General features: G+C 65.0%; 17 protein-coding genes. 8 read left to right on the top strand and 9 right to left on the bottom strand.

All coding sequences use genetic code 11. The features are described from left to right. Positions 1 to 5 precede the first annotated feature (5 nt). The 4 genes from Azoinq_RS03960 to Azoinq_RS03945 all read right to left on the bottom strand — a co-directional run bounded on the left by Azoinq_RS03960 (position 6) and on the right by Azoinq_RS03945 (position 5016). A complete protein-coding gene (locus tag Azoinq_RS03960) occupies positions 6 to 545 on the bottom strand; it encodes a glutaredoxin family protein (protein ID WP_216125667.1) in 540 nt (179 codons plus the stop codon). 76 nt (positions 546 to 621) lie between these two features. Next, positions 622 to 2673 (bottom strand): M3 family metallopeptidase, encoded by a 2052-nt coding sequence (locus tag Azoinq_RS03955; RefSeq protein WP_216125670.1) that lies wholly within the window; start codon positions 2671 to 2673, stop codon positions 622 to 624. Between the two features lie 319 nt (positions 2674 to 2992). Continuing rightward, the gene (locus Azoinq_RS03950; protein WP_216125672.1) at positions 2993 to 3772 is read right to left on the bottom strand and encodes a DUF2189 domain-containing protein; all 780 of its coding nucleotides are present in this window, start codon (positions 3770 to 3772) and stop codon (positions 2993 to 2995) included. A 302-nt stretch (positions 3773 to 4074) separates the two neighbouring features. Further along, a complete protein-coding gene (locus tag Azoinq_RS03945) occupies positions 4075 to 5016 on the bottom strand; it encodes a phosphoribosylaminoimidazolesuccinocarboxamide synthase (RefSeq protein WP_216125675.1) in 942 nt (313 codons plus the stop codon). A gap of 229 nt (positions 5017 to 5245) precedes the next feature. On the opposite strand from Azoinq_RS03945, the gene rquA reads away from it, so the two are divergent. Further along, positions 5246 to 5944 carry a rhodoquinone biosynthesis methyltransferase RquA gene (gene rquA / locus Azoinq_RS03940; protein ID WP_216125678.1) on the top strand — a complete coding sequence of 233 codons (699 nt, stop codon included), beginning with the start codon at positions 5246 to 5248 and terminating at the stop codon, positions 5942 to 5944. 71 nt (positions 5945 to 6015) lie between these two features. On the opposite strand, the gene Azoinq_RS03935 is transcribed toward rquA, so the two are convergent. Continuing rightward, positions 6016 to 7326 carry a DUF3422 family protein gene (locus Azoinq_RS03935; protein ID WP_216125681.1) on the bottom strand — a complete coding sequence of 437 codons (1311 nt, stop codon included), beginning with the start codon at positions 7324 to 7326 and terminating at the stop codon, positions 6016 to 6018. A gap of 311 nt (positions 7327 to 7637) precedes the next feature. Between Azoinq_RS03935 and Azoinq_RS03930 the strand changes: the two genes are divergently transcribed. After that, complete coding sequence (locus Azoinq_RS03930; RefSeq protein WP_216125689.1) at positions 7638 to 9950, top strand: TonB-dependent receptor; 2313 nt, start codon at positions 7638 to 7640, stop codon at positions 9948 to 9950. A gap of 484 nt (positions 9951 to 10434) precedes the next feature. Then, a protein-coding gene (locus Azoinq_RS03925; RefSeq protein ID WP_408627097.1) for an IS5 family transposase occupies positions 10435 to 11224 on the top strand; the annotation gives its coding sequence in 2 pieces (ribosomal slippage) (positions 10435 to 10697 and positions 10696 to 11224; 792 coding nt in all). Between the two features lie 340 nt (positions 11225 to 11564). On the opposite strand, the gene Azoinq_RS03920 is transcribed toward Azoinq_RS03925, so the two are convergent. Next, positions 11565 to 12323: a hypothetical protein gene (locus Azoinq_RS03920; protein ID WP_216125693.1), complete on the bottom strand. Its 759-nt coding sequence runs from the start codon at positions 12321 to 12323 to the stop codon at positions 11565 to 11567. Positions 12324 to 12707: 384 nt separating this feature from the next. Here Azoinq_RS03920 and Azoinq_RS03915 point away from each other — a divergent pair, with 384 nt between their 5' ends. Further along, entirely contained in the window at positions 12708 to 13682 is a 975-nt protein-coding gene (locus tag Azoinq_RS03915) for an MBL fold metallo-hydrolase (RefSeq protein ID WP_232368547.1), read from the top strand. 350 nt (positions 13683 to 14032) lie between these two features. Here Azoinq_RS03915 and corA read toward each other — a convergent pair whose 3' ends face one another. Continuing rightward, positions 14033 to 15100, bottom strand: coding sequence for a magnesium/cobalt transporter CorA (corA, locus tag Azoinq_RS03910; RefSeq protein ID WP_216125695.1), 1068 nt, complete (start codon positions 15098 to 15100; stop codon positions 14033 to 14035). A gap of 70 nt (positions 15101 to 15170) precedes the next feature. On the opposite strand from corA, the gene Azoinq_RS03905 reads away from it, so the two are divergent. After that, positions 15171 to 16058 carry a tRNA threonylcarbamoyladenosine dehydratase gene (locus Azoinq_RS03905; RefSeq protein ID WP_216125697.1) on the top strand — a complete coding sequence of 296 codons (888 nt, stop codon included), beginning with the start codon at positions 15171 to 15173 and terminating at the stop codon, positions 16056 to 16058. Between the two features lie 53 nt (positions 16059 to 16111). Here the strand turns inward: Azoinq_RS03905 and Azoinq_RS03900 are convergent, their stop codons facing one another. Further along, a complete protein-coding gene (locus Azoinq_RS03900) occupies positions 16112 to 17218 on the bottom strand; it encodes an HD domain-containing phosphohydrolase (protein WP_216125699.1) in 1107 nt (368 codons plus the stop codon). Positions 17219 to 17405: 187 nt separating this feature from the next. On the opposite strand from Azoinq_RS03900, the gene Azoinq_RS03895 reads away from it, so the two are divergent. Then, a complete protein-coding gene (locus Azoinq_RS03895; RefSeq protein ID WP_216125707.1) occupies positions 17406 to 17819 on the top strand; it encodes a hemerythrin domain-containing protein in 414 nt (137 codons plus the stop codon). A 204-nt stretch (positions 17820 to 18023) separates the two neighbouring features. Here the strand turns inward: Azoinq_RS03895 and Azoinq_RS03890 are convergent, their stop codons facing one another. Further along, a complete protein-coding gene (locus Azoinq_RS03890) occupies positions 18024 to 18245 on the bottom strand; it encodes a hypothetical protein (protein ID WP_216125710.1) in 222 nt (73 codons plus the stop codon). Positions 18246 to 18611: 366 nt separating this feature from the next. Between Azoinq_RS03890 and Azoinq_RS03885 the strand changes: the two genes are divergently transcribed. Continuing rightward, positions 18612 to 19934 (top strand): pseudouridine synthase, encoded by a 1323-nt coding sequence (locus Azoinq_RS03885; protein ID WP_216125714.1) that lies wholly within the window; start codon positions 18612 to 18614, stop codon positions 19932 to 19934. A gap of 154 nt (positions 19935 to 20088) precedes the next feature. Beyond that, a complete protein-coding gene (locus Azoinq_RS03880; protein WP_216125717.1) occupies positions 20089 to 20319 on the top strand; it encodes a hypothetical protein in 231 nt (76 codons plus the stop codon). Positions 20320 to 20579 lie beyond the last annotated feature (260 nt).

Here is a 20579-nt window from a genome sequence, read left to right as displayed (position 1 = left end):
AGGGGTTAAGGGGCTTTTTTGGCGTAGCCTGCCGCGTCCAGCAGCCGGTTCCAGGCATCCCGCTGAAAGCCCAGCTGGCTGCGGGTGCCCACCTTGAGAAAGGGCACCTGGCGGTTGCCACTCTCTTTGGAGAGAGCCTCCTGGGCGGCCTGATCCGTGGGGGTGACGTTGATTTCCCGGTGGGGGATGCCCCGTTCCCGGAGCAGGTCCTGGGCCTGGGTGCAGCCTTCCCCGCAGTTGGGGCTGACGTAGAGCAGTACCGGGTACTTGGCGGCGGCCAGACGGTTTTCGTAGGGCTGGCCCGCCAGATCCACCCCATCCTTAGTCGGGGCGTCATCGGGGCTCGCCCCTTCCTGGATGCGGCGGTAATGGCGTACCCCGGCGGGGGGCGGCCGGTCGGAGAGCACCGGATTGCCGCTGCGGGGATCGATCCAGCGGTAGGTATCGGCCCGGGCTCCGCCCCAAAGGGTACAGAGGGCCGCCAGGGCCAGAAGGGCGCCCGGACGGCGGAGGGCAGAGAGGGAGAAAGGCATGGCGGCGGACATGGGCGAAGGCTCCTCCCGGAGCCGGGACGGGGAGGCCCCGCCCCGGGCGCCGGCGATCCGACCGGTGGGCCGGAAATCAGGCCGGAATCATACCATTGTGGCGCAGCAGGGCATCCACCTTGGGTTCCCGGCCCCGGAAGGCGACAAAGGATTCGATGGCCGGGCGGGAGCCCCCCACGGAGAGAATTTCCTCCAGATAGCGGCGCCCGGTTTCCGGGTCGAAGGGGCTGCCCGCTTCCTCAAAGGCTGCATAGGCGTCCGCCGACAGCACTTCCGCCCACTTGTAGCTGAAGTAACCCGCGTCGTAGCCCCCGGCGAAAATGTGGGAAAAACTGTTCTGGAACCGGTGCCAGGCGGGGGGCACCAGCACCGCCACTTCCCGGCGCACTTCGTCCAGCAGATCCTGGACGCTGCGGCTACCTTCCGGGTCGAAATCGTAGTGCAGGCGCAGGTCAAAGAGGGCGAATTCCAGCTGGCGCACGGTCTGCATGCCGCTGTGGAAATTCTTGGCGGCGATCATTTTGTCGAACAGGGCCCGGGGCAGGGGCTCGCCGCTATCCACATGGGCGGTCATGCCTTGCAGCACTTCCCATTCCCAGCAGTAGTTTTCCATGAACTGGGAGGGCAACTCCACCGCGTCCCATTCCACCCCGTGGATGCCGGATACGGCTCCGTCTTCCACCCGGGTGAGCAGGTGGTGCAGACCGTGGCCGGTTTCGTGGAACAGGGTAATCACGTCGTCGTGGCTGAAGGTGGCGGGCTTGTCCCCCACCGGGGCGGGGAAATTGCAGTTCAGGTAGGCCACCGGGGTCTGGATGCCCTGGTCGATGCGCCGCCGGGTGATGGCTTCATCCATCCAGGCACCGCCCCGCTTGGTATCCCGGGCGTAGAGGTCCAGGTAGAACTGGCCCACCAGCTTGCCGTCCGGGGTTTGAATGCGGAAAAAGCGCACGTCCGGATGCCAGGCGGGGGCGCTGTCCGGCAGGATGCGCACGTCGAAAAGGGTCTGGATGACCCGGAACAGGCCGCCCAGTACCTGGGGCTCGGGGAAATACTGCTTCACCTCCTGGTCGGAGAAGGCGTAGCGGGCGTGTTTGAGCTTTTCCGAGGCCCAGCCCATGTCCCAGGGCTGGAGGGCGTCCAGGCCCAGCTCCGTCTTGGCAAAGGCCTGCAATTCGGCCACGTCCTGCTTGGCAAAGGGCTTGGCCTTGGCCGCCAGCTCCCGGAGAAAGCCTAGCACCTGCTCCGGGTTGTCCGCCATTTTTGGCACCAGGGAAACGTGGGCGTAGGTGGGATAGCCCAGAAGCCGGGCTTCTTCCGCCCGCAGGGCGAGAATGCGCCGGATCAGGGGGGCGTTGTCCCACTCCGCCCGGTTGCTGCCTTCGGTGAATTCGGAGGCCCGGGTGGCGTAGCCCCGATAGAGGGCGTAGCGCAGCCGCTGGCTGTCCGCGTATTGCATGACCGGAACGTAGGAAGGGGCGTGGAGGGTGAATTTCCAGCCGGTTTTGCCTTCTTTCTCCGCTGCCGCCCGGGCCGCCCGCTGCACATCGTCGGGCAGGCCGGACAGTTCCAGGGGATCGGTGACCACTTCGGCAAAGGCGTTGGTGGCATCCAGGAGATTTTCCGAGAACTTGGCCGCCAGGGCCGCCAGCTCTTCCTGTATGGCCTGGAAGCGGGGCTTGTCCTTGTCCGCCAGTTCGGCGCCGGAAAGGCGGAAATCCCGGATTTCATTATCCACGATGCGTTTGCGGGCGGCGGAGAGGCCCACGTATTCCGGGGAGGCGGCCAGCTGCTTGTACTTCTGGAAGAGGGCCAGGTTCTGGCCCAGTTCGGTGAAGAACCGGGTGACTTCCGGCAACTGGCCGTTGTAGGCCTCCCGCCAGGCGGGCACGTCATTTACCCCGTGCAAATGGCCCACCACGCCCCAGGCCCGGGACAGGCCTTCCAGACCGTCCCCCAGGGGGGCGGCGAAATCCTTCCAGGTGGGGGGCACGTCCGGGGCGGTGAGCCGGGTCACCAGGGCCCGGGCCTCCGCCAGCAACTGGGTAATGGCGGGCTGGACGTGTTCGGGTTGAATCAGGTCAAAACGGGGCAGGTCGGAAAAGTCGAGGAGGGGATTCTGGGTCATGGTGGGGAGGGAAGGAAATCGGTAGAGGTAGACAAAAAAGTCGGAGAAAAAGGCCAGGCCCCAAGGGTCGGAATACCGGGCCCTTGGAGCAAAACCGGATAATCGTTGCCAACCGCTGGGCCCAACGGGGCTTGACTGTGGAGGCGTGCGGCGGGCCGGTCGTGCGGGCCGGAGGCCGGGGCGGCAAAGCCCAAGCCGGTTACCCGGGCCCAGTCCCAAGGCTAGGCCCGGTGGGAGTCCCGGCCCCGGGCTGAATCGAAGCTAGAGCCGTCGGACTCCCGCCTGGTTGCAGCCCTAACCGGCCCCCGGCGGAAGCTCCCTATTCTACTAGCTCCCGGTAAGCGCGCCAGGTGGCATAGCCCATGAGGGGGGCAACCATGGTGAAGCCCAGCATCAGGGTGGCGAAACCCAGGGCGCTGAGGGCCAGGATGGCCGCCAGCCATACCCCCATGGCGGGCAGGTTTTGCAGGCAGGCCTGGAGACTGGCCGCCACCGCCTGGCCCACGTCTCCCTCTCGGTCCAGCAGATAGGGGGCGGTGACCACGCCGCAGGCGAAGGCCAGCAGACCCAGGAGCAGGCTGCTTAAGGCCCAGAGCAGCAGGGGGCCCGTGTCCTGGCGCTGCCGCAGGTGTTCCCAGACCATCCCCAGGGGCCCGGCCCCATCCCCGTCCAGGGCTTCCATGGCCAGCAGGGCGGTGATCTGGGACCAGAACAGGAAGAGGGCGGCCAGGAGCAGGCCGAACAGGGCCAGGGGCTGCCAGCGGGCCAGCACGGGGGCGAAAAGCTGCTCCCCGGGCCGGGCCTCCAGCCCGTTTCCCCGGGCTTCCCGGAGGCGGTTGATCTGGTAGAAAACCACCGCCAGCAGGGGGGCCACCACCAGGTAGGCGGCCATGGAGGCCAGCACCAGACTGGGCCGCCCCCGGGCGCACTGGTAGCAGAGCAGGCCGCCCAGGGAAAACAGGCTGCCCCAGGCCAGACTCAGGCTGGGACTGCGGCCCATGTCCTCCAGGGCGTCCAGGAGCCAGATCAGGGGCCGATACCAGGCCACGGTGCGAATCCGGGGGATATTCCGGCTTGCCAGATGTTCCAGGGCGTCCATGTCCAGCTCCTTTCCCCCGAGGGGGTGTGCTGTCGGACCGTAACCCGGCCCGGCAGGGGTGGGAGGCGTGTTTCTAGATGTGGGACCGTGGCGGGGCGTACCGGTTCCCCGCAGTGCAGCAAAATTCCCCTAGGGGCGATAAGGCGATAGGGCGATAGGGCGATAGGGAGGCAGGGAGGCAGGGAGGCCAGGGGGGTGTGGTAGCCTCCAAAAGGAAACGCCCCGGCCGGATAGGCAGGGGCGTCTGGTGAGACCGGGAGCGGTTCCGGGTAGGAAAGGCCCCGGTCCCGAAAAACGGGGAATTACAGGGCCAGGGGTTTGCCCGTGAGCCGTTCGTAGGCTTCCCGGTACTTGGCGGCGGTACGGCTGATTACTTCCGCCGGCAGCTTGGGGCCGGGGGCCTGTTTGTTCCACCAGGTCAGGGTTTCCAGGTAATCCCGGACAAACTGCTTGTCGTAACTGGCCGGGCTGGTGCCTTCCTGGTAGCTGTCGGCGGGCCAGAAGCGGGAAGAATCCGGGGTCAGCACTTCGTCGATCAGGTGCAGGGTGCCCGCTTTATCGATGCCGAATTCAAACTTGGTGTCGGCAATGATGATGCCCCGGCCCTTGGCATAGGCGGCGGCTTCCGTATAGAGGGCGATGGCCGCGTCCTTGGCCTGGGCGCACAGTTCGGCGCCGTTTTTGCCCGTGCCCCAGAGGTCCTGGGAGAGCCGGTCGGCGCAGTGGGTCTTGGCCTCGTCAAAGGAAATGTTCATGTCGTGTTCACCCGCGTCCGCCTTGGTGGCCGGGGTGAAAATGGGCTGGGGCAGCTGGGAGGCCATTTGCAGGCCGGCGGGCAGGGCCACGCCGCACACCGCGCCGGTGGCCTGGTAATCCTTCCAGCCGGAGCCGATCAGGTAGCCCCGCACCACTGCTTCGATGGGCAGGGGCTTCAGGCGCTTCACCACCAGGGCCCGACCGGCTACCTGATCCCGTTCTTCCGGCTTCACCACGTCTTCCGGGGCAATGCCGGAGAGCTGGTTGGGGAGAATGTGGCCCAGCTTTTCAAACCAGAAATTGGCCACCTGGGTCAGCACCTTGCCCTTGCCCGGAATGGGGTCCGGCAGGATGACGTCGAAGGCGGAGAGGCGGTCCGTGGTGATGATGAGCAGATGTTCCTCATTCACGGCGTAGATGTCCCGCACCTTGCCTTTGGCGATCAGGGGCAGACTGGAGATGGAGGACTCGAAGAGGGCAGCGGTCACGGTGGTTTCCTGGAAAAGCGGAGGAGGGAAAGGCGGAATTATAGGCGGTTCGGGGGGGCTCCGGCCAATGTTCCCGGTAATCCGGGTCTGGCGGGGCTTCCCGCCCGGGGGGAGGGCGCCGGATGGCTCCCCGGGCGCCCCGGGGCGAGGGAAAACCCGGAGAGCCGCGCCAGCCCCCGTTGTTACCGCATCTGCTAAGCTAGACCATCCTTTACGGCAGGAACCTGTCATGCATCTTCCGCCCCGCGCCGTTCCCCCGGGTGTGCCCGACTATCTGGTGCAGACCTATTGGTGGGCCTATGTGTCCCCCAAGGCCATCCGCTTTTTTGAACGGCCCTGGCTGGTGAATCTGATTCTGTGGGGTAATTACCGGGCTCTGGAAAATGCCGCCCTGGGGGCCCTGGGCCCGGATCTGTCCGGGGAGACCCTGCAAATCGCCTGCGTTTACGGGGATCTGAGCCCCCGTCTGGCCCGGGCCCTGCCCGCCGACGGGGCTCTCACGGTGGTGGATGTGGTGCCGGACCAGCTGGCCAATCTGGAGCGCAAGCTGCCCCGGGGCCATGGGGTGAGCCTGGGCCTGGGGGACAGCGCCGACCTGCCCCTGGAGACGGGCCGTTTTCACCGGGCCCTGCTCTTTTTTCTACTCCACGAGCAGCCCGAGGCGGTGCGTCGCCGCACCTTGGCGGAAGCCCTGCGGGTGCTGCGCCCCGGTGGCCGTCTGGTAATTATGGACTATCACCGGCCCCGGCCCTGGCATCCCCTGTACTGGCCCATGGTGGCCATTCTCAAGACCCTGGAACCCTTCGCCCTGGATTTGTGGCGCCATCCCCTGGAACACTGGCTGCCCCCGGAAGTGCCGGTGCGCTTAAGCCGCCGCACCCGGTTCGGCGGCCTGTATCAGGAAGTGGTGCTGGAAAAGCTGGCCTGAGGGCTGGTCCCAGGCGTTTGGGCGGGCCGCCGTCCTCCGGGCCCCCCCCGGCGGGCGGGGCTTAAGCCGCCTTAGTGTTCCCCGTGATCTTCCGAGGCCGCCAGGGCCTTGCGCATGCGGGCCATGCCCCAAAATACGGTAGCGGCGATGACCGGAATGGCCACGGCGGTGACGATTTCCGGCTCCAGACCGTTGCCGGTGGCCGCTTTCAGGCCCTTGGCCAGATAGGTGACCAGCTGGGAGGCGTAGTAGGTGATGGCCACCACGGACAGGCCTTCCACCGTTTCCTGGAGCCGTAGTTGCAGGCGGGAGCGGCGGTTCATCTGGGCCAGCAGGAGCTGGTTCTGCTTTTCCAACTCAATATCCACCCGGGTACGCAGCAGGGCGCTCTTCCGGGCGATGCGGGTGGACAGGTCATTCTGGCGCCGGGCGATGGAAAGGCAGGTGTTGATGGCTGGGGCCAGACGCCGTTCCATGAATTCCTTAATGGGGGGATAGCCGTCCACCCGCTGCTCCCGCAGGTCGTGGATGCGTTGCTGAACCAGGGCGTAATAGGCCTCGGCGGCGCCGAAGCGGTAGGCGCTGCGGCTCACCGAGCGTTCCACCTCCGCCGCCAGCCGGGTCAGCCGGTTGAGGAGCTGGCGTTCCTCCTCCGTGCTGGTGGTGTCCCCCATGCCGTCCATGAGCTGGGCCAGTTCCTCTTCGGCCTGGGCGAGGAAGCGGCCCACCTCCTTGGCCATGGGGAAGGCCAGCAGGGCCATGACCCGGTAGGTCTCAATTTCCAGGAGGCGTTGCACGGTGCGCCCGGCCTGCCGGTGCTGGAGGTGACGGTCCAGCACCAGATAGCGGGAAAATCCCTCCTTGAGGCGAAAGTCGGACAGTACCCAGGCGGCCCCGTCCGCCACGGCGGCGGCCACCACGGTGTCGCTTTCCTGGCTCAGGGCGGCCAGGGCGGCGTCCAGGGCGCCTTCCGTGGCCGGGCGGAATTCCAGGTGGGTGGCCACCATCAGGGAGCCGGGAATGGCCCCCAGCCAGTCCTGGGGCAGGGCGGCCAGGGCCGTGGTGTCCGGCCCGTGTTCCGGGCGCCGGGCGAGGAAAAAGGTGTAGCCGGAAAATTCGTTGTGCCGTTCCCACTTGAGGCGCAGTTCCCCCGCCTCCATGACCCAGTGGTCCCCGTGGATGACCGGGCAGAGCCGGGCCCCCAGCAGGTTGCAGAGGCGGTGCAGATGGGCTTCTTCCGCCTCCCGGCCCGTGCCCTCATGGACTACGGCCAGATAACTGATCCATTCCTCGGCCCCCAGCACCATGGGGGGCCGGGCATGGACTTCGTCGTTGAGGCGCTGGCGCAGGGGATGTTCGGCGAGGGGCAGGGGGGCGGTCATGGGTGACAAACGGGGTGGAAATTGGACTGCGGGCCATCTTGCCCGGCGGGCGGGGGAAAGACAAGTTAGGGAAAACCACGCCTGTCGCTAAAATTAGCCCCCGCACGGGTTAAGATGCGCCCCTTTACAATCCTTAAGCCGGGTCGGCTGGGGCCGGTGTTGCTTGCCCCGGGGGCGACCCGTCCGCCGGACGGTGCAGGCCGTTCCGGGGCCGGTTCCGGAAGAGAACCGGGCATGACCAGGGGAGCAGGATGAAGCAAGGGGCGGCAGGGGCCGGGGCGGCGCGTGGGGCCCGGGGAATGGCTCGGAAAATGGCTAAGCAGGTCGGTACGGAGGGTGGGGCCTTGGCCCTAGGCCGGAAGCCGGGGCGTGGTCCTGACCGGGGCCGCCAGCCCGTGCCCCGCCCCGCCTGGGCCCTGGGCGCCCTCTGGACCGCCCTTGCCGGGGTGACCGGTGGGGTGCCGGGCATAGGCCTGGCCGGGGAGGAGGGCATCCCCACCCTGCCGGAAATCCGCATTTTCAGCGCCGGGGAAACCCGCCAGACCCAGGGCCTGGATCGGGCCGATCTGGATAAGGCTCCCCCCGGCGCCAATCCCCTGGCCGCCCTGGGGCGCCTGCCCGGGGTGGATTTTCAGGGGGCGGACGCCCAGGGGAGTTACGAATGGTCCGTCCGCTTCAATCTCCGGGGTTTCGGCCAGAATTACCTGGGCTTTACCCTGGATGACGTGCCCCTGGGGGACATGAGCTACACCAATAACAACGGCCTGCACATTGGCCGGGCCATCAGTGGGGAAAACCTGGATCAGGTGCTCCTTTCCCAGGGCTCCGGGGATGTGGGCACCGCCGCCACGGGCAATCTGGGGGGCACGGTGCGCTTTCTCTCCCGGGACCCGGATATGAAGCCCGGCGCCTATCTGGCCCAGACCCTGGGGAGCGACAGCTTCCACCGGACTTTCGCCCGCCTGGAAACGGGCAAGCTGGAAAGCGGCATCCGGGCCTATCTGAGCTTCAGCCAGGAGGGCACGGATAAGTGGAAGGGCCAGGGCAGTCAGGGCCAGGACCAGTTCAACGCCAAGCTGGTGCACGGCTTTGGCGACCATCTCCTGACCCTGTTTTACGATCACTCCCAGCGCCGGGAGGTGGATTACGCCGACCTTTCCCTGAGCAGCGTCCAGCGCCTGGGCTGGAATTGGGACAACTACGCCCCGGACTGGTCCCGGGCCGTGGCCGCCGCCCAGGGCCACTATTCCGGCGGCGTGACCAGCGGCAATGACGCCTATTACCAGGCCTCCGGCCTGCGCAACGACGATCTGGCCGCCGCCGCCCTGGACCTGGGTCTCAGCCCCAGTACCCGGTGGAAGACCACCCTCTACACCCACCACGACGACGGCCAGGGCCATTGGTATTCCCCCCCGTCCCTCACCAATCCCCTCTCTTTGGTGGAGCCCCTGGCCCTGCGCCTCATGGATTACCGGGTGGAGCGGGCCGGGGTGGTCACGGCCCTCACCTGGCAATCCGGCGTCCATACGGTGAACGGGGGCCTGTGGGTGGAACACAGCCGCCATTACACGGCCATGAGCTTCCAGGCTGTGTCCGGGCCCGTGAGTTGGGACAGTTTTCTCGGTAACCCCACGGCCACCGTCTTTCAGCAGCAGTACGTCACCGACACCCGCCAGTTCCACCTCCAAGACACCTTGAGCCTGCTGGGGGATCGGCTCCACCTCAACCTGGGCTTTAAAACTCCCCGGGTGCGCATGGAGGCGGCCAATCCGGTGGGGCCCCTGGCCTCCGGGCAGCTCACCGCCAGCAAATCCTTCCTCCCCGCCCTGGGGGCCAGTTACCGGCTCGCCCCGGGCCAGGAAGTGTTCGCCTCCTACACGGAAAACATGCGGGCCTACCAGCCCGGGGTGGCGGGCCCCTTCGCCCAATTGCAGCCGGTCTATGACCTGTCCGCTGCCCGGCTGCGCCCGGAAACCTCCCAAACCTATGAGGTGGGCTACCGCTACCAGGGTGGCCCGGTGCAGGCGTCTTTAGCCGCCTACCACGTAGATTTTCATGATCGTCTGCTGAGCGTGGCCACCTGCGACGGGGTGGTGGGCTGCCCGGCTACCCTGGTGAATGTGGGCCGGGTCTCCAGCGACGGCCTGGAAGGGGCCCTTTCCTGGAACCCGGTGAAGCACTGGACCTGGTTCAACGCCCTGACCCTGGATAACTCCCGCTACCGCTCCAACTACCGGGAAGGCACCGCCCTGGTTCAGGCCGACGGCAAACAGGTGGTGGCCACCCCACGGCGCATGTGGGCCACGGAACTCACCTACGAGCCGGGCCCCTGGTACGCCCGCCTGGGGGGCAAATACACGGACCGGCGCTACTACTCCTACACCAACGACGCCGCCGTGCCCTCCTTCTGGCTATGGAACCTGAGCGCCGGCTACCGCCCCGGCAAAATGGGCCCCCTCACGGAAACCAGCCTGCAACTGGGGGTCAGCAACCTGTTCGACAAACGCTACTTCAGCACCGTAGGCACCAACGGCTTCGTCACCGCCGACCCCAACGGCCAATTCGCCACCCTGCTGGAAGGGGCGCCCAGGCAGGTGTTTGTTGGGTTTAGTGGGAGGCTGTGAGGGGGAAAGGGAGAATTACATTTGCGGGGGATGGCTTGATTCGACCCTTTGCTGCCGGTTGTGCCTTGGAATAGCGGACGTTCAGGAACGTAGAAGTGAGCGGCCTGCGCGGCTTTTTGCGCAGGTCCGCTCGATTGCCGGGTTGGGCCGCAAGCCCCGCAAGAGGGCGCACGGGGTTATTGACAACGCCCTGCCGATAAAGTAAAAACACTCACACTTACACACATACTCATGAGGTGAGGCGATGGCAGGAAAGCGGTGTCCGAAGTGCGACAAGCAAACTTTCTTCGAGACTTCGACGGGGAGAGAGTGCACGAAGTGTGGCCATCAGATGAAGCTGCCGCCGAATGGGGGGAAAGGCGGCCGGGGTTCTAAGTGTGCGAACTGTGACAAATTGACGGTCTTTAATGGGAAGTGCCGAAATTGCGGCGCTACCTACTGCTAAGAGGCTGTTCACAATCAATCGCATGTCGTAAACTGGGGCATGAGAAAGAAATATCCCAATGATATCAGCAAGGAAGCCTTTGAAGAGATCAGGCCCTTGCTGGAAAGCGTACGCAAGCAGACCAAACCGCGAACGGTTGATTTATACGAGGTGTTCTGCGGTGTGTTGTACTTGCTGAAAAGTGGCTGCCAGTGGCGGATGCTACCCAGTGAATACCCGAAATGGAGAACGGTGCATGCCTACTTCGCCAAGAGGAGCGAGCCTGGTCCAGACGGTTTCAGCGTTTTGGAGCGGGCTTTAAAAAAATGTGGTTGGCGCGGCTCGTACAAGACAGGGGCGCAAATCCTCAACGAGCTTTTTGATCGTCGACGCGCAGAGCGTCAAGAACACGGATAGCGCGGGCGAGAAAGGCTACGACGCCGGCAAGAAGGTATCGGGAATCAAGCGCCACATTGCCGTCGATACGCAGGGCTTACCCCACGCCATCGCCGTTACAACAGCCGAAGTGACCGACCGCAAGGGCGCATTGCTTGCTCTGGGCCGCTGCGCTGCCGATTTGCAAGCTGTCCAGAGCATCTTGGCCGATGGCGGGTATGTCGGTCAGCCATTTGCCCATGCCGTTGAAGAACTTCTCGGCGCTCAGGTTCAAATCGCCAAACGCAGTGAGCTACACACCTTTGCCATCATGCCCCAACGCTGGGTAGTTGAGCGATCCTTTGCCTGGATCGAGAAATGCCGCCGTTTGTGGAAAAACTGCGAGCGCAAGCTCAACACCAGTCTGCAGTTCATCCACCTTGCCTTCCTCGCGCTTTTACTCAGAAGATCGTGAACAGGTTCTAATGGGGAATGAAACCCGGTACGGGCAAGAACTGGAAAGATCGTCAGCGGGGGAGCCGCACGTAACGTCCGTATATCGGATGCTGGAGGCATGGACAGAATTATTGTGCAAGCTGCCCGCGACGCGGCACGCCGCGCATTGGAACTGGCGGATGCCAAAGCACATCAGCGGCAAGCGAGGCCGAAACTGCGACTTGTAGCGTAGCGATCCAGTATCTCGCGTTGACACTGGGCGGGTGCTCATTTTTGCGGCCCAACGTTTGAATTGAGCGGACTGCGCAGTTTTTTACGCAGGTCCGCTCGAATGATGGGTTAGCGCTCGCAGATTCACCTCAGACCTTAGAGCACCAGTAGTCATACGTTCTTTTTGCAACGTCAAGGTCCTGCAGTCGAGGCTTTGATTTCAGCGAGAGTACTTTGATGGCCAACTTCTCGAATTCGTCTGCTGCCTTCGGGTGCCACCCGTTTTTTATCGCCCATGCCCGAAGGTTCTCTGGTTTCTCGACGTGATCATTTGCTCGAAGGATGCGTAAAGTTCTGTCGGCGTGCTCTTTGTCGCGAGGATTCAACAAGCTGTGCGATAAATTGATGCCGTGGGTAAGTGAGCGGAGAGCTTGTTCAACAATAGGGTCGCTAATCAGCGTCTGTGCGGACTGCTTCGGTACCCCATGAACAGTGGGGGACCACGTTTTTTGCCACCCTTCAAGAGCTTCCGGAACATGTGGAACCGCTACGATTCCGAATAGATTTTTTATCGAATCTACTTGATCAAGCATCTTCTGGTCCGAGTAGATAGAGATAAGCACGCTGGGCTTGGTGACCCACCTCAGTGTTCGAATGCTCTCCAAGCGCATAGGCACTCCGGATGGCAAAGCGACAACGCCGCCGCCGTGGAGTTTCTTCGCATTTCTTTCTCCCAAGGCCGACGTAAGGGTGGTGTATTTAACACTATCTTTTCCCGGAACAAACAGGATCGCCTCTTGAACCTTCCCCTGGCTCAATTTGCAGATTTCATCTGCATATCCAAAGGCAAGAGCGATGACCTCTTCACTTTGGTCATCGCCTGGAATCAATACTCTAATGGCTGTCATGCTTCCACTCTCCTATGCTATTCGGGAGCTACGGTTGTTCTGCGAGCGCTAACCTTGTTTTAGGGAGCAGTTTTGACGCATAACTTGGGCGCCTGCCTCCCTAACTTGGGGGCGTCATATCGCCGGAAACTGTCACGCCTACAGGTTTTTGCGGGGTTGGATTTGGAGGACATGGCTACTAAAAATCCGTGAAAAGTGGCAGGTCAGCACATTAGCATAAGCCCACCTCAGGTGTCTGCTATGGGCAATTACAGCTAAGGTCTGCTCATGGCCGTTTGCTGCCTCCCCCATTCCCCCCCTTCCCGCTACAATGCCCAACCCGGGACCCGCCGCCGGACGGTAGGGCGGATGGCCCGTTTTCCCCACCTTTGCCGCGAGGTTTCCATGACCCTCCCGTTGTCCGATCCTATGTGTTTCGATGCCGGTATTTATGCCCTGGATTCCGGTTATGTCCGTCCCTTTCTCGATTCCATCCACCTGATTGTGGAAGACGGCCATGTGGCCGTGGTGGATACGGGGAATAGCGCTTCCCTGGCCCGGGTTCAGGCCCAACTGGGGCGTCTGGGCCTGGGGCCGGAGGCGGTGGATTTCGTCATCCTTACCCACATTCACCTGGACCATGCGGGGGGCGCCGGGGCCTTTATGGCCGCTTTTCCCCGGGCCCGGCTCGTGGTCCATCCCCGGGGCGCCCGGCACATGGCCGATCCCAGCAAGCTCTGGGCGGGCACGGTGGAAGTGTATGGGGCGGAGCAGGCGCAAAAGCTCTACGGCACCATTCTGCCCATCGACCCGGACCGGATTATCGAAGCCCACCACGAAACCGTGCTAGATCTGGCCGGGCGGGAGCTGCTCTGCCTGGATACCCCGGGCCACGCCAAGCACCACATCTGCATTGTGGATAAGAAGGGTCAGGGCATTTTCACCGGGGATACCTTCGGCCTTTCCTATCGGGAGCTGGACCAGACCGTGGGGGGCCAGGTGCGCCAGTACATTTTCCCCACCACCACCCCGGTCCAGTTCGATCCGGAGGCCATGCACCGCTCCATCGACCTGCTCCTCTCCTTCGGCCTGCCCTATATGTACCTGACCCACTACAGCCGGGTCCATGACGTGGCCCGCCTGGGGGCGGACCTGCACCGGCTGCTGGACGCCCTGGTGGAACTGGCCTTGAAGCACCAGAAGGCGGGGGAAGAACGGCACGGCCTGCTGGTGGCGGGCATTCAGGACCTGTTCCGGGGGGAAAAGGCCCGCTACGGCTGGACCCTGCCGGACGAGGAAATTTTCCGGGTCTGGGGCATGGATATTGAGCTGGACGCCCAGGGCTTGGAAGTGTGGCTGGACGCTCAGGCTGGGCATTAGGTCCGGCTTGCCCGGGGGGCTTTCCCCTGGGGCGACAGCAAGCACGGGAGCCGGTGGGCTCCCGTTTTTTATGGGGCTAGGGGTGGCGCTGGCGCGGCCGGGGTTGGGAGCGGGGCAGGGGAACTAGGAACAGGGGAACGACGGGCAGGGGATAGGAGGCGGGGAACAGGGACCGGGGAACGGCGGCGAAGTGGTTTTGCCCGGCCCCAAAAACGGCCTGGAGAGGGAAGCAGCAAGCCATTCTTGCTTTTTGCCGCCTGGAAAGCGGCGTATTTGGCCGATCTTCACCTGTTGCAGTTGAAGATAACCGTGCCTTGGGCGTCTCCAACCATTCGCCCTTTTTCGCCGTTTCAGGAGGTAAAGCGGCGCCGCAGGAAAATGCCCAGCATGACGCTGGCGATGGTGCCCATGAGGGCGAGGGAAAGGGCGAAGCCGTGGGGTTCGTCCAGCCAGGGCATGTGGTGGAAATTCATGCCGAAAATCCCGGCGATGAGCCCGGCGGGCATGAACACAGTGGCCACCACGGTGAGGGCCCGGATTTCCCGGTTCATCCGGTTGCTCACCGTGGAAAGGTAGATGTCCAGCAGGCCCGTGAGCAGGTCCCGCAGGTCTTCCAGGGATTCCAGAAGATGGACCGTGTGGTCGTATACGTCCCGCAGGTAGAGCTGGGTTTCCGGGCGGAAAAAGTCCCCGTGGCTGCGTTGCAGGGTGTTGAGCACCTCCCGCAGGGGCCAGATGGAGCGGCGCAGGGCGGTGACCTGGCGCTTGATCCAGTGAATGTCCTGGATTAGCCCGGGGCGGAGCTTATCCAGAATCACCTCTTCCACGTCCTCTGCCCGGTCGGAAAACTCCTCCACCAGGGCGAAATACCGGTCCACCAGGGTGTCCAGGAGGGAATAGGCCAGATAGTCCGCCCCCAGGCGCAACACCTGATTGCGGTTGCCCCGCAGGCGCTCCCGCAGGGCGTTGAAGGCCCCCAGGGGGCGCTCCTGGAAGGTGAGAACGAAGTCCGGCCCCAGGATGATGCTCACCTGGTCGCTGGTCAGGGCGCCCCCTTCCGGCGCGCTGGCGTAGAGCCGGGCGACGATGAAGAGGTAATCCCCGTAATCGTCCACCTTGGGCCGCTGGTCCGTATTCAGAATGTCTTCCAGCACCAGGGGGTGGAGCTTGAAGCGCTGGCCGATGGCGGCCATGAGGGCCGCGTCGTGGAGGCCGTAAACATTGAGCCAGAGCACCTGGCGCCGGCGTTCCAGATTGAGCACCTGGTCCTTGTTCCCCAGTTCCCGCTCTTCCAGCCCCTCCGGGTCGTATTCCAGCAGGTGCATGGTGGGGGTGGCCATGCGCACCTCCCCCAGGTGGACCAGGGACCCGGCGGGCAGGCCGGCTTTGCGGGAGCGGAGTTTGGCGTGGCGTTTCATGACCCGGGAATGGTAGCAGGCGCCCCGGAGGGCTGACCAGGGGCCGGGGACTGTGTATGATCCCGCCCCTATGGCGACTCCCCCTTTGGCTCCCCAATCCCCGATCCCGGACGCTGCCGTGGCGGCGGGAACGGCTCCCTCCCTTTCCCCGGCGGAGAGCGGGGCGGCGCCCCTGTTGCCCGAGGCGGCGGGCCCGGATTACGGGCGCCGTTTCGGCGGCGTGGCCCGGCTTTACGGTCCGGCGGCCCTGGCCCGTTTTCAGGCCGCCCATGTGTGCATTGTGGGGGTTGGCGGGGTGGGTTCCTGGGTGGCGGAAGCCCTGGCCCGCAGCGCCGTGGGGCGGCTCACCCTGGTGGATCTGGACCATGTGGCCGAATCCAATATGAACCGGCAGATTCACGCCCTGGAAGACACCCTGGGCCAGGCCAAGGTGGAGGCCATGGCTGCCCGCATCCGGGCCATCAACCCGGCCTGCCGGGTGGATTGGATCGACGATTTCGTCACGCCGGATAATCTGGATGAACTGCTGGAGCCCGCCGGGCCCTTTGACCTGCTGGTGGATGCCATCGACGGGGTGCGGGCCAAGACCGCCCTCATTGCCTGGTGCCGGCGCCGGGGGCTGGCCGTGGTCACCGCCGGGGCGGCGGGGGGCCAGCTGGACCCCACCCGGCTCCGGGTGGATGACCTGTCCCGCACCATCCAGGACCCTTTGCTTTCCAAGGTGCGGGGCCAGCTGCGCAAATTCCACGGCTTTCCCCGGGACCCGAAAAAGAAGTTCAACGTGCCGGCGGTGTTTTCCGACGAACCCCTGCGTTATCCCGAACCGGCCCAAAGCTGCGAGGCGGAGCCCCGGGGCCCGGCGGGCCTGAGCTGCGCGGGCTTCGGCTCCTCCGTCTGCGTGACGGCCAGCGTGGGGCTGGCCGCCGCCAGCGTGGCTCTGAAAATTCTCAGCCAATAAAAAAGGGGCGGCGCCGGGCGTTGGCCCGACCTCCGCCCCCGGCGGGAGCCGCTTCAGCTCTGGCCGTTATCCATCTGGCGGCGAATGACCGCGTTGAAGGGGGCCACCCATTCGGCGGCAAACTGGCTGTCACAGGCATTCACTTCCGCAATGGCTCGCAGCAGGGAGCGGGTCTGGCCCCGCTGGCTGTGCTTCAGGGTGACCGCCTCAAAGGCATCCACAATGGCCAAAATGCAGGCCCCGGGACAAATCTGGGCGCCCTTCAGGCCCCGGGGATAGCCCGTGCCATCGGGCATTTCGTGGTGCTGGGCCACCATTTCCGCCGCCCCGTGCCAGCCTTCCATGCGCCCCAGAAGCCCGGCCCCCAGGGAGGGGTGGAGGGCCAGGGTGGCCCGATCCTCGTCGCTGAGCCGACCTTCCTTGAGCCATACCGATTCGGGCAGGAACATCATGCCCACATCGTGCATATAGACGGCGGCGGCCAGCTGGGTGGAATCCACCGGCTTACCCGCTTCCTGATTGGTTTCCAGGGCCAGTTTCAGCAGCCGGCTGCTGCGCCCCTGGTAGAGGGGGGAGCGGCTTTCAAACTGCTGGGCCAGGCTGTGGAAAAACTGTAGATCGGCGGCCGTGGCCTCGTCCGGACGCAGGGAAACGCTGGCCTGGGGCTGGGGCTCCCGGGCCGCCAGGGAGGCGGGGCGAAAGCCGGTGACGCTTTCAATGAGGGTGGCGGCGGCCTGGTTGATTTCCTTGGCTCCGGCTTCCGCCAGGTTATCCAGGCCTAAAACCAGCCGTTCCAGGTGCAGGTTGTTCAGGGGCTTGTCGTGGGCAATGGCGTCCACCGCCAGTTCCAGCCGGTCCAGGGCGAGGAGCAGGGCTTCCCCGAAGAGGTCGGTGAATACCAGCTTGCCCTCCCGCAGCCGGGCCAGCAGGCTTTCGATGGGGTGGGCGATGCGCACCCCCAACTCCAGCTTGCACAGGGAGGCATCCCCCTTCAGGGTGTGGATGGCCCGGAACAGGTCCGCCAGAATGCTCCGGTCGTCCGGCGTCTGCTTCAGCTTGGCGATGTCCCGTTCCACATTGGGAATCTGATCGGTGAGGGAATCCACGAAATCCTGGAACATTTCCGGATCGCGGATGATGGGGTGATGGGCGGTGACCATGAGAACTCCCTTGGCTGGCGGTGGGCCCTTGTGGGGGGAAGGGGGCCGCCGATTCGGACCCCGGGGCGGGATCATCCAGGAAAACCGGGTGGGGTGGGCTTATTTTTGTTTTTTAACTTGCATCAAACCCCCCGGCCCGGGAGCTTGCCATAATCCCGCGAAATTTCAATCTTTTCCGGAGAAGCTGATGGACCTCATGCAATGGTTGCCCCGCTACCAGCTGGGGTGCGCCCCCATGGACGACACCCACCGGGAATTCGTGGATTGGATCAACCGTCTGGCCGGGCTGCCCGATGGGGAGTTCCTGCCCCAGTTTGACGCCTTCTTCGCCCACACGGAACACCATTTCGCCCAGGAAAACCAGTGGATGGAAGAAAGCGATTTCCCGCCCCTCCATTGCCATGTGGGGGAACACGAGCGGGTACTGGCCACCCTGCGCAGCCTGCGCAAAATGGTGGAGCGGGGGGATGTGGCCATCGGCCGCCGGGCCGTGGAAGAACTGGTGGGCTGGTTCGATAACCACGCCGCCACCATGGACACGGCCCTGGCCGTGCATATGCGCAACGCCCACTACACCCCCACGCCCCTAGTCGCCGCCTGAGAGGGGGGGCGGGGCAGGGCGTTGGCGTGGGGGAGAGGGCTGTGGGCTGGATGTCCTCGCCGTCCCTGAAGTACTGATGTCCTCAGAGCCCCCGGAACACCCGGAACACCCGGAACACCCGGAATGCCCGGAATGCCCGGAATGCCCGGAATGCCCGGGCGTGCCGACGTTCAGCGTAGGGCGGCAGGCCGCCCCAGCTCCTGCTCAATGGGCCCGGGCGGCGCTTACCGTGCCGCCTTTGGCCGGGGGCATGAGCCCGGCATCTTCTTCGTAAAGCCCGGAACAGGTGGTGAAGCACCCGGCCAGGGGGCAGGTCCGGCCCGCCGGGCAATGGTGTTCCCGGGCGCATTGGCCCTGGGTTTGGTCCATCAGGACCATTTCTTTGACCGCTTCGCAACGGCCGATGGGGGAATCGAAGTAGCACATGATGGTCTCCCGCAGCCCCGGCCCCACAGGGACCGGCGGCGCTTTGGTCGGGAAACGGAGGCCGGGGAGGCGCCTCGGGCGGTGGCGACCTGGCATGTAACCGAGTCGGGTGCGTGGCACCGGGCCTCCGGGAAAGCGGCCCTTCCTGGTCCGTTTCCCTGCTTTCACTATAGGTCGACCTGCTGGTTATTCAAGTGGAATGTGCTGGGGCGGCCTCCCTGGGGCGTGATGGCCTGTTTTTAGCCATTCCCCGCCATTCCCCATCCCTTCTCTGCCCTGGGGCGGCAACCCGGGCCCGGCCCTGCCGGTTTCCTCCGGCTGCGCCATGGGCTAGACTGCGCCCCTTCCCTCCTACCCGGTGTTCCCATGTCCTCGGATTCTCCCCGTAAAACCCTGACCCTGAAGCCCGGGGCGACCAACCGCAACACCCGGCGCCCCCCGTTGCGGGGCGGGGCTCCCCGCAGCCGCCAGCCGGTGCCTCCGGTGGAGACGCCCCCAGCGGCGCCCGCTCCAGCGGCAGATGCTCCGGATCGGGAAGGGACGGCCCGGGCACCGGTGGCGGAAAGGCCGGCTTTGGAAGCCCCCCGGCGGCGTTTGCGGACGGAGGATCGCCCGGAGCGCCAGAACCGCCAGGATCGTCCGGCCCGACCCGAGGGGAAAGCCCGTTCTCCCCGCCCGGAGCGGTCAGAGCGGTCGGAACGGTCGGAACGGTCGGAACGGTCGCCCCGCGCCGGGCGGCCCGCTCCTGGTGGGGCGCGTCCGGAACGGGGCGGGCGACCGAGCCGGGACGGGGGAGAAGGGGAGCGGCCCCGGCGGCAGGGGGATAAGCCCAAGGCCCGGGCCGGGGATGACCGTCCCCGGCGCACTTTTGCCGATCGTCCCCGCAACCCGGACGGCGCCCCGGCGCCCCGTCCGGCACCCCGCCCGGCGGCTCCAGCTCCTGCCGTGCCCCGGGAAACCCCGGTAGGGGTGCGCCTTTCCAAGGTCATGGCGGATCGGGGCCTGTGTTCCCGCCGGGAAGCGGATGATTTCATCGAAAAGGGCTGGGTTTTCGTGGATGGCCAGCGGGTGGATGTGCTGGGTACCCGGATCGATCCGGAAGCCCAGGTAACCCTGGCGGCGGATGCCCGGGAAAACCAGAACCAGCGGGTGACCGTGCTGCTGCACAAGCCCGTGGGCTATGTTTCCGGCCAGCCCGAACCGGGCTATGAACCGGCGGTGGTGCTGATTCGCCCGGAAAACCAGTGGTCCGCCTCCTCCGGCCCGGATTTCCATCCTTCCATGCTCAAGGGCCTGGCCCCGGCGGGGCGGCTGGATATCGATTCCACCGGCCTCTTGGTGCTGACCCAGGATGGGCGCATTGCCCGCAGCCTGATTGGGGAAGACTCGGATGTGGAAAAGGAATATCTGGTGCGGGTGGAAGGGGAGGTGACCCCGGAGGGGCTGGCTCTGCTCAACCACGGCCTGTCCCTGGACGACCGCGCCCTGCGCCCGGCCCGGGTCAAGCAGCTGAATCCGGACCAGCTCCATTTCCTCCTTAAGGAAGGGCGCAAGCGCCAGATCCGGCGCATGTGCGAACTGGTGGGACTCAAGGTGGTGGGCCTGAAGCGGGTGCGTATCGGCCGGGTACGGCTGGGGGATTTGCCCCTGGGCCAGTGGCGCTACCTGCGCCCCAACGAGCGTTTCTGAAGGCCCGTGCCCCGGAAGGGGCCGTGGTCCTGGCGCTGCCGTCGCCAAGGGGGGCGGCAGCGGGTGGGATGGAAAAAATCCTGCCGGGATCGGGAGTTAGGCGTAAAATGCGCCGTCCGCTTCTCTCCAAGAGCGGTTGTTCCGACCCCAAATCATGGGAATCCTCCTGAATTTTCTCCGTGCTTGCCTAGTGCTCTGCCTGACGGCAGTGGCCGCCTGCGGCTTGACGGATACGGCCACCGCCTCGGCGGCTGCCGGGGCCACCCAGGCCCGGGAAGTTTCCCAGGCCAAGGCCACCCAGGAGCGCCTGATGCAGCAGCTGAATCAGGCCAATCGGCAGGAACAACAGCATTTGCAGGAAGCGGCGGACCAGGCGGGTCGTTAAACCGTTTTTGCCCGGGGGATCGCCCCGGAAGTTTCCACAAAAGCGGTAGAGAAGTCTGTGGATCAGTGGCCCCAAGCCCTGTCCTGACGGGAATATGACGAACCGCCTGAAAAATGGGCCGATCCGGGGTTGCCGGGTGGCCCGAGGGAGGGCTCCGCAGCGGTGGAGCCTGTGGTGATGTGGGCCGGAAATCCACCAGGATGAGCCGGTCATCAATTGAGTGGAAATTTAGGCTTATTGCCCCGTTCCGGTCGGGTGTG

The sequence above is a fragment of the Azospira inquinata genome (assembly GCF_018905915.1).
In the GTDB taxonomy this organism is placed as follows: domain Bacteria; phylum Pseudomonadota; class Gammaproteobacteria; order Burkholderiales; family Rhodocyclaceae; genus Azospira; species Azospira inquinata.
Note: the sequence above shows the minus strand (reverse complement) of the source record. Positions and strands in the feature narration are given on the sequence as shown.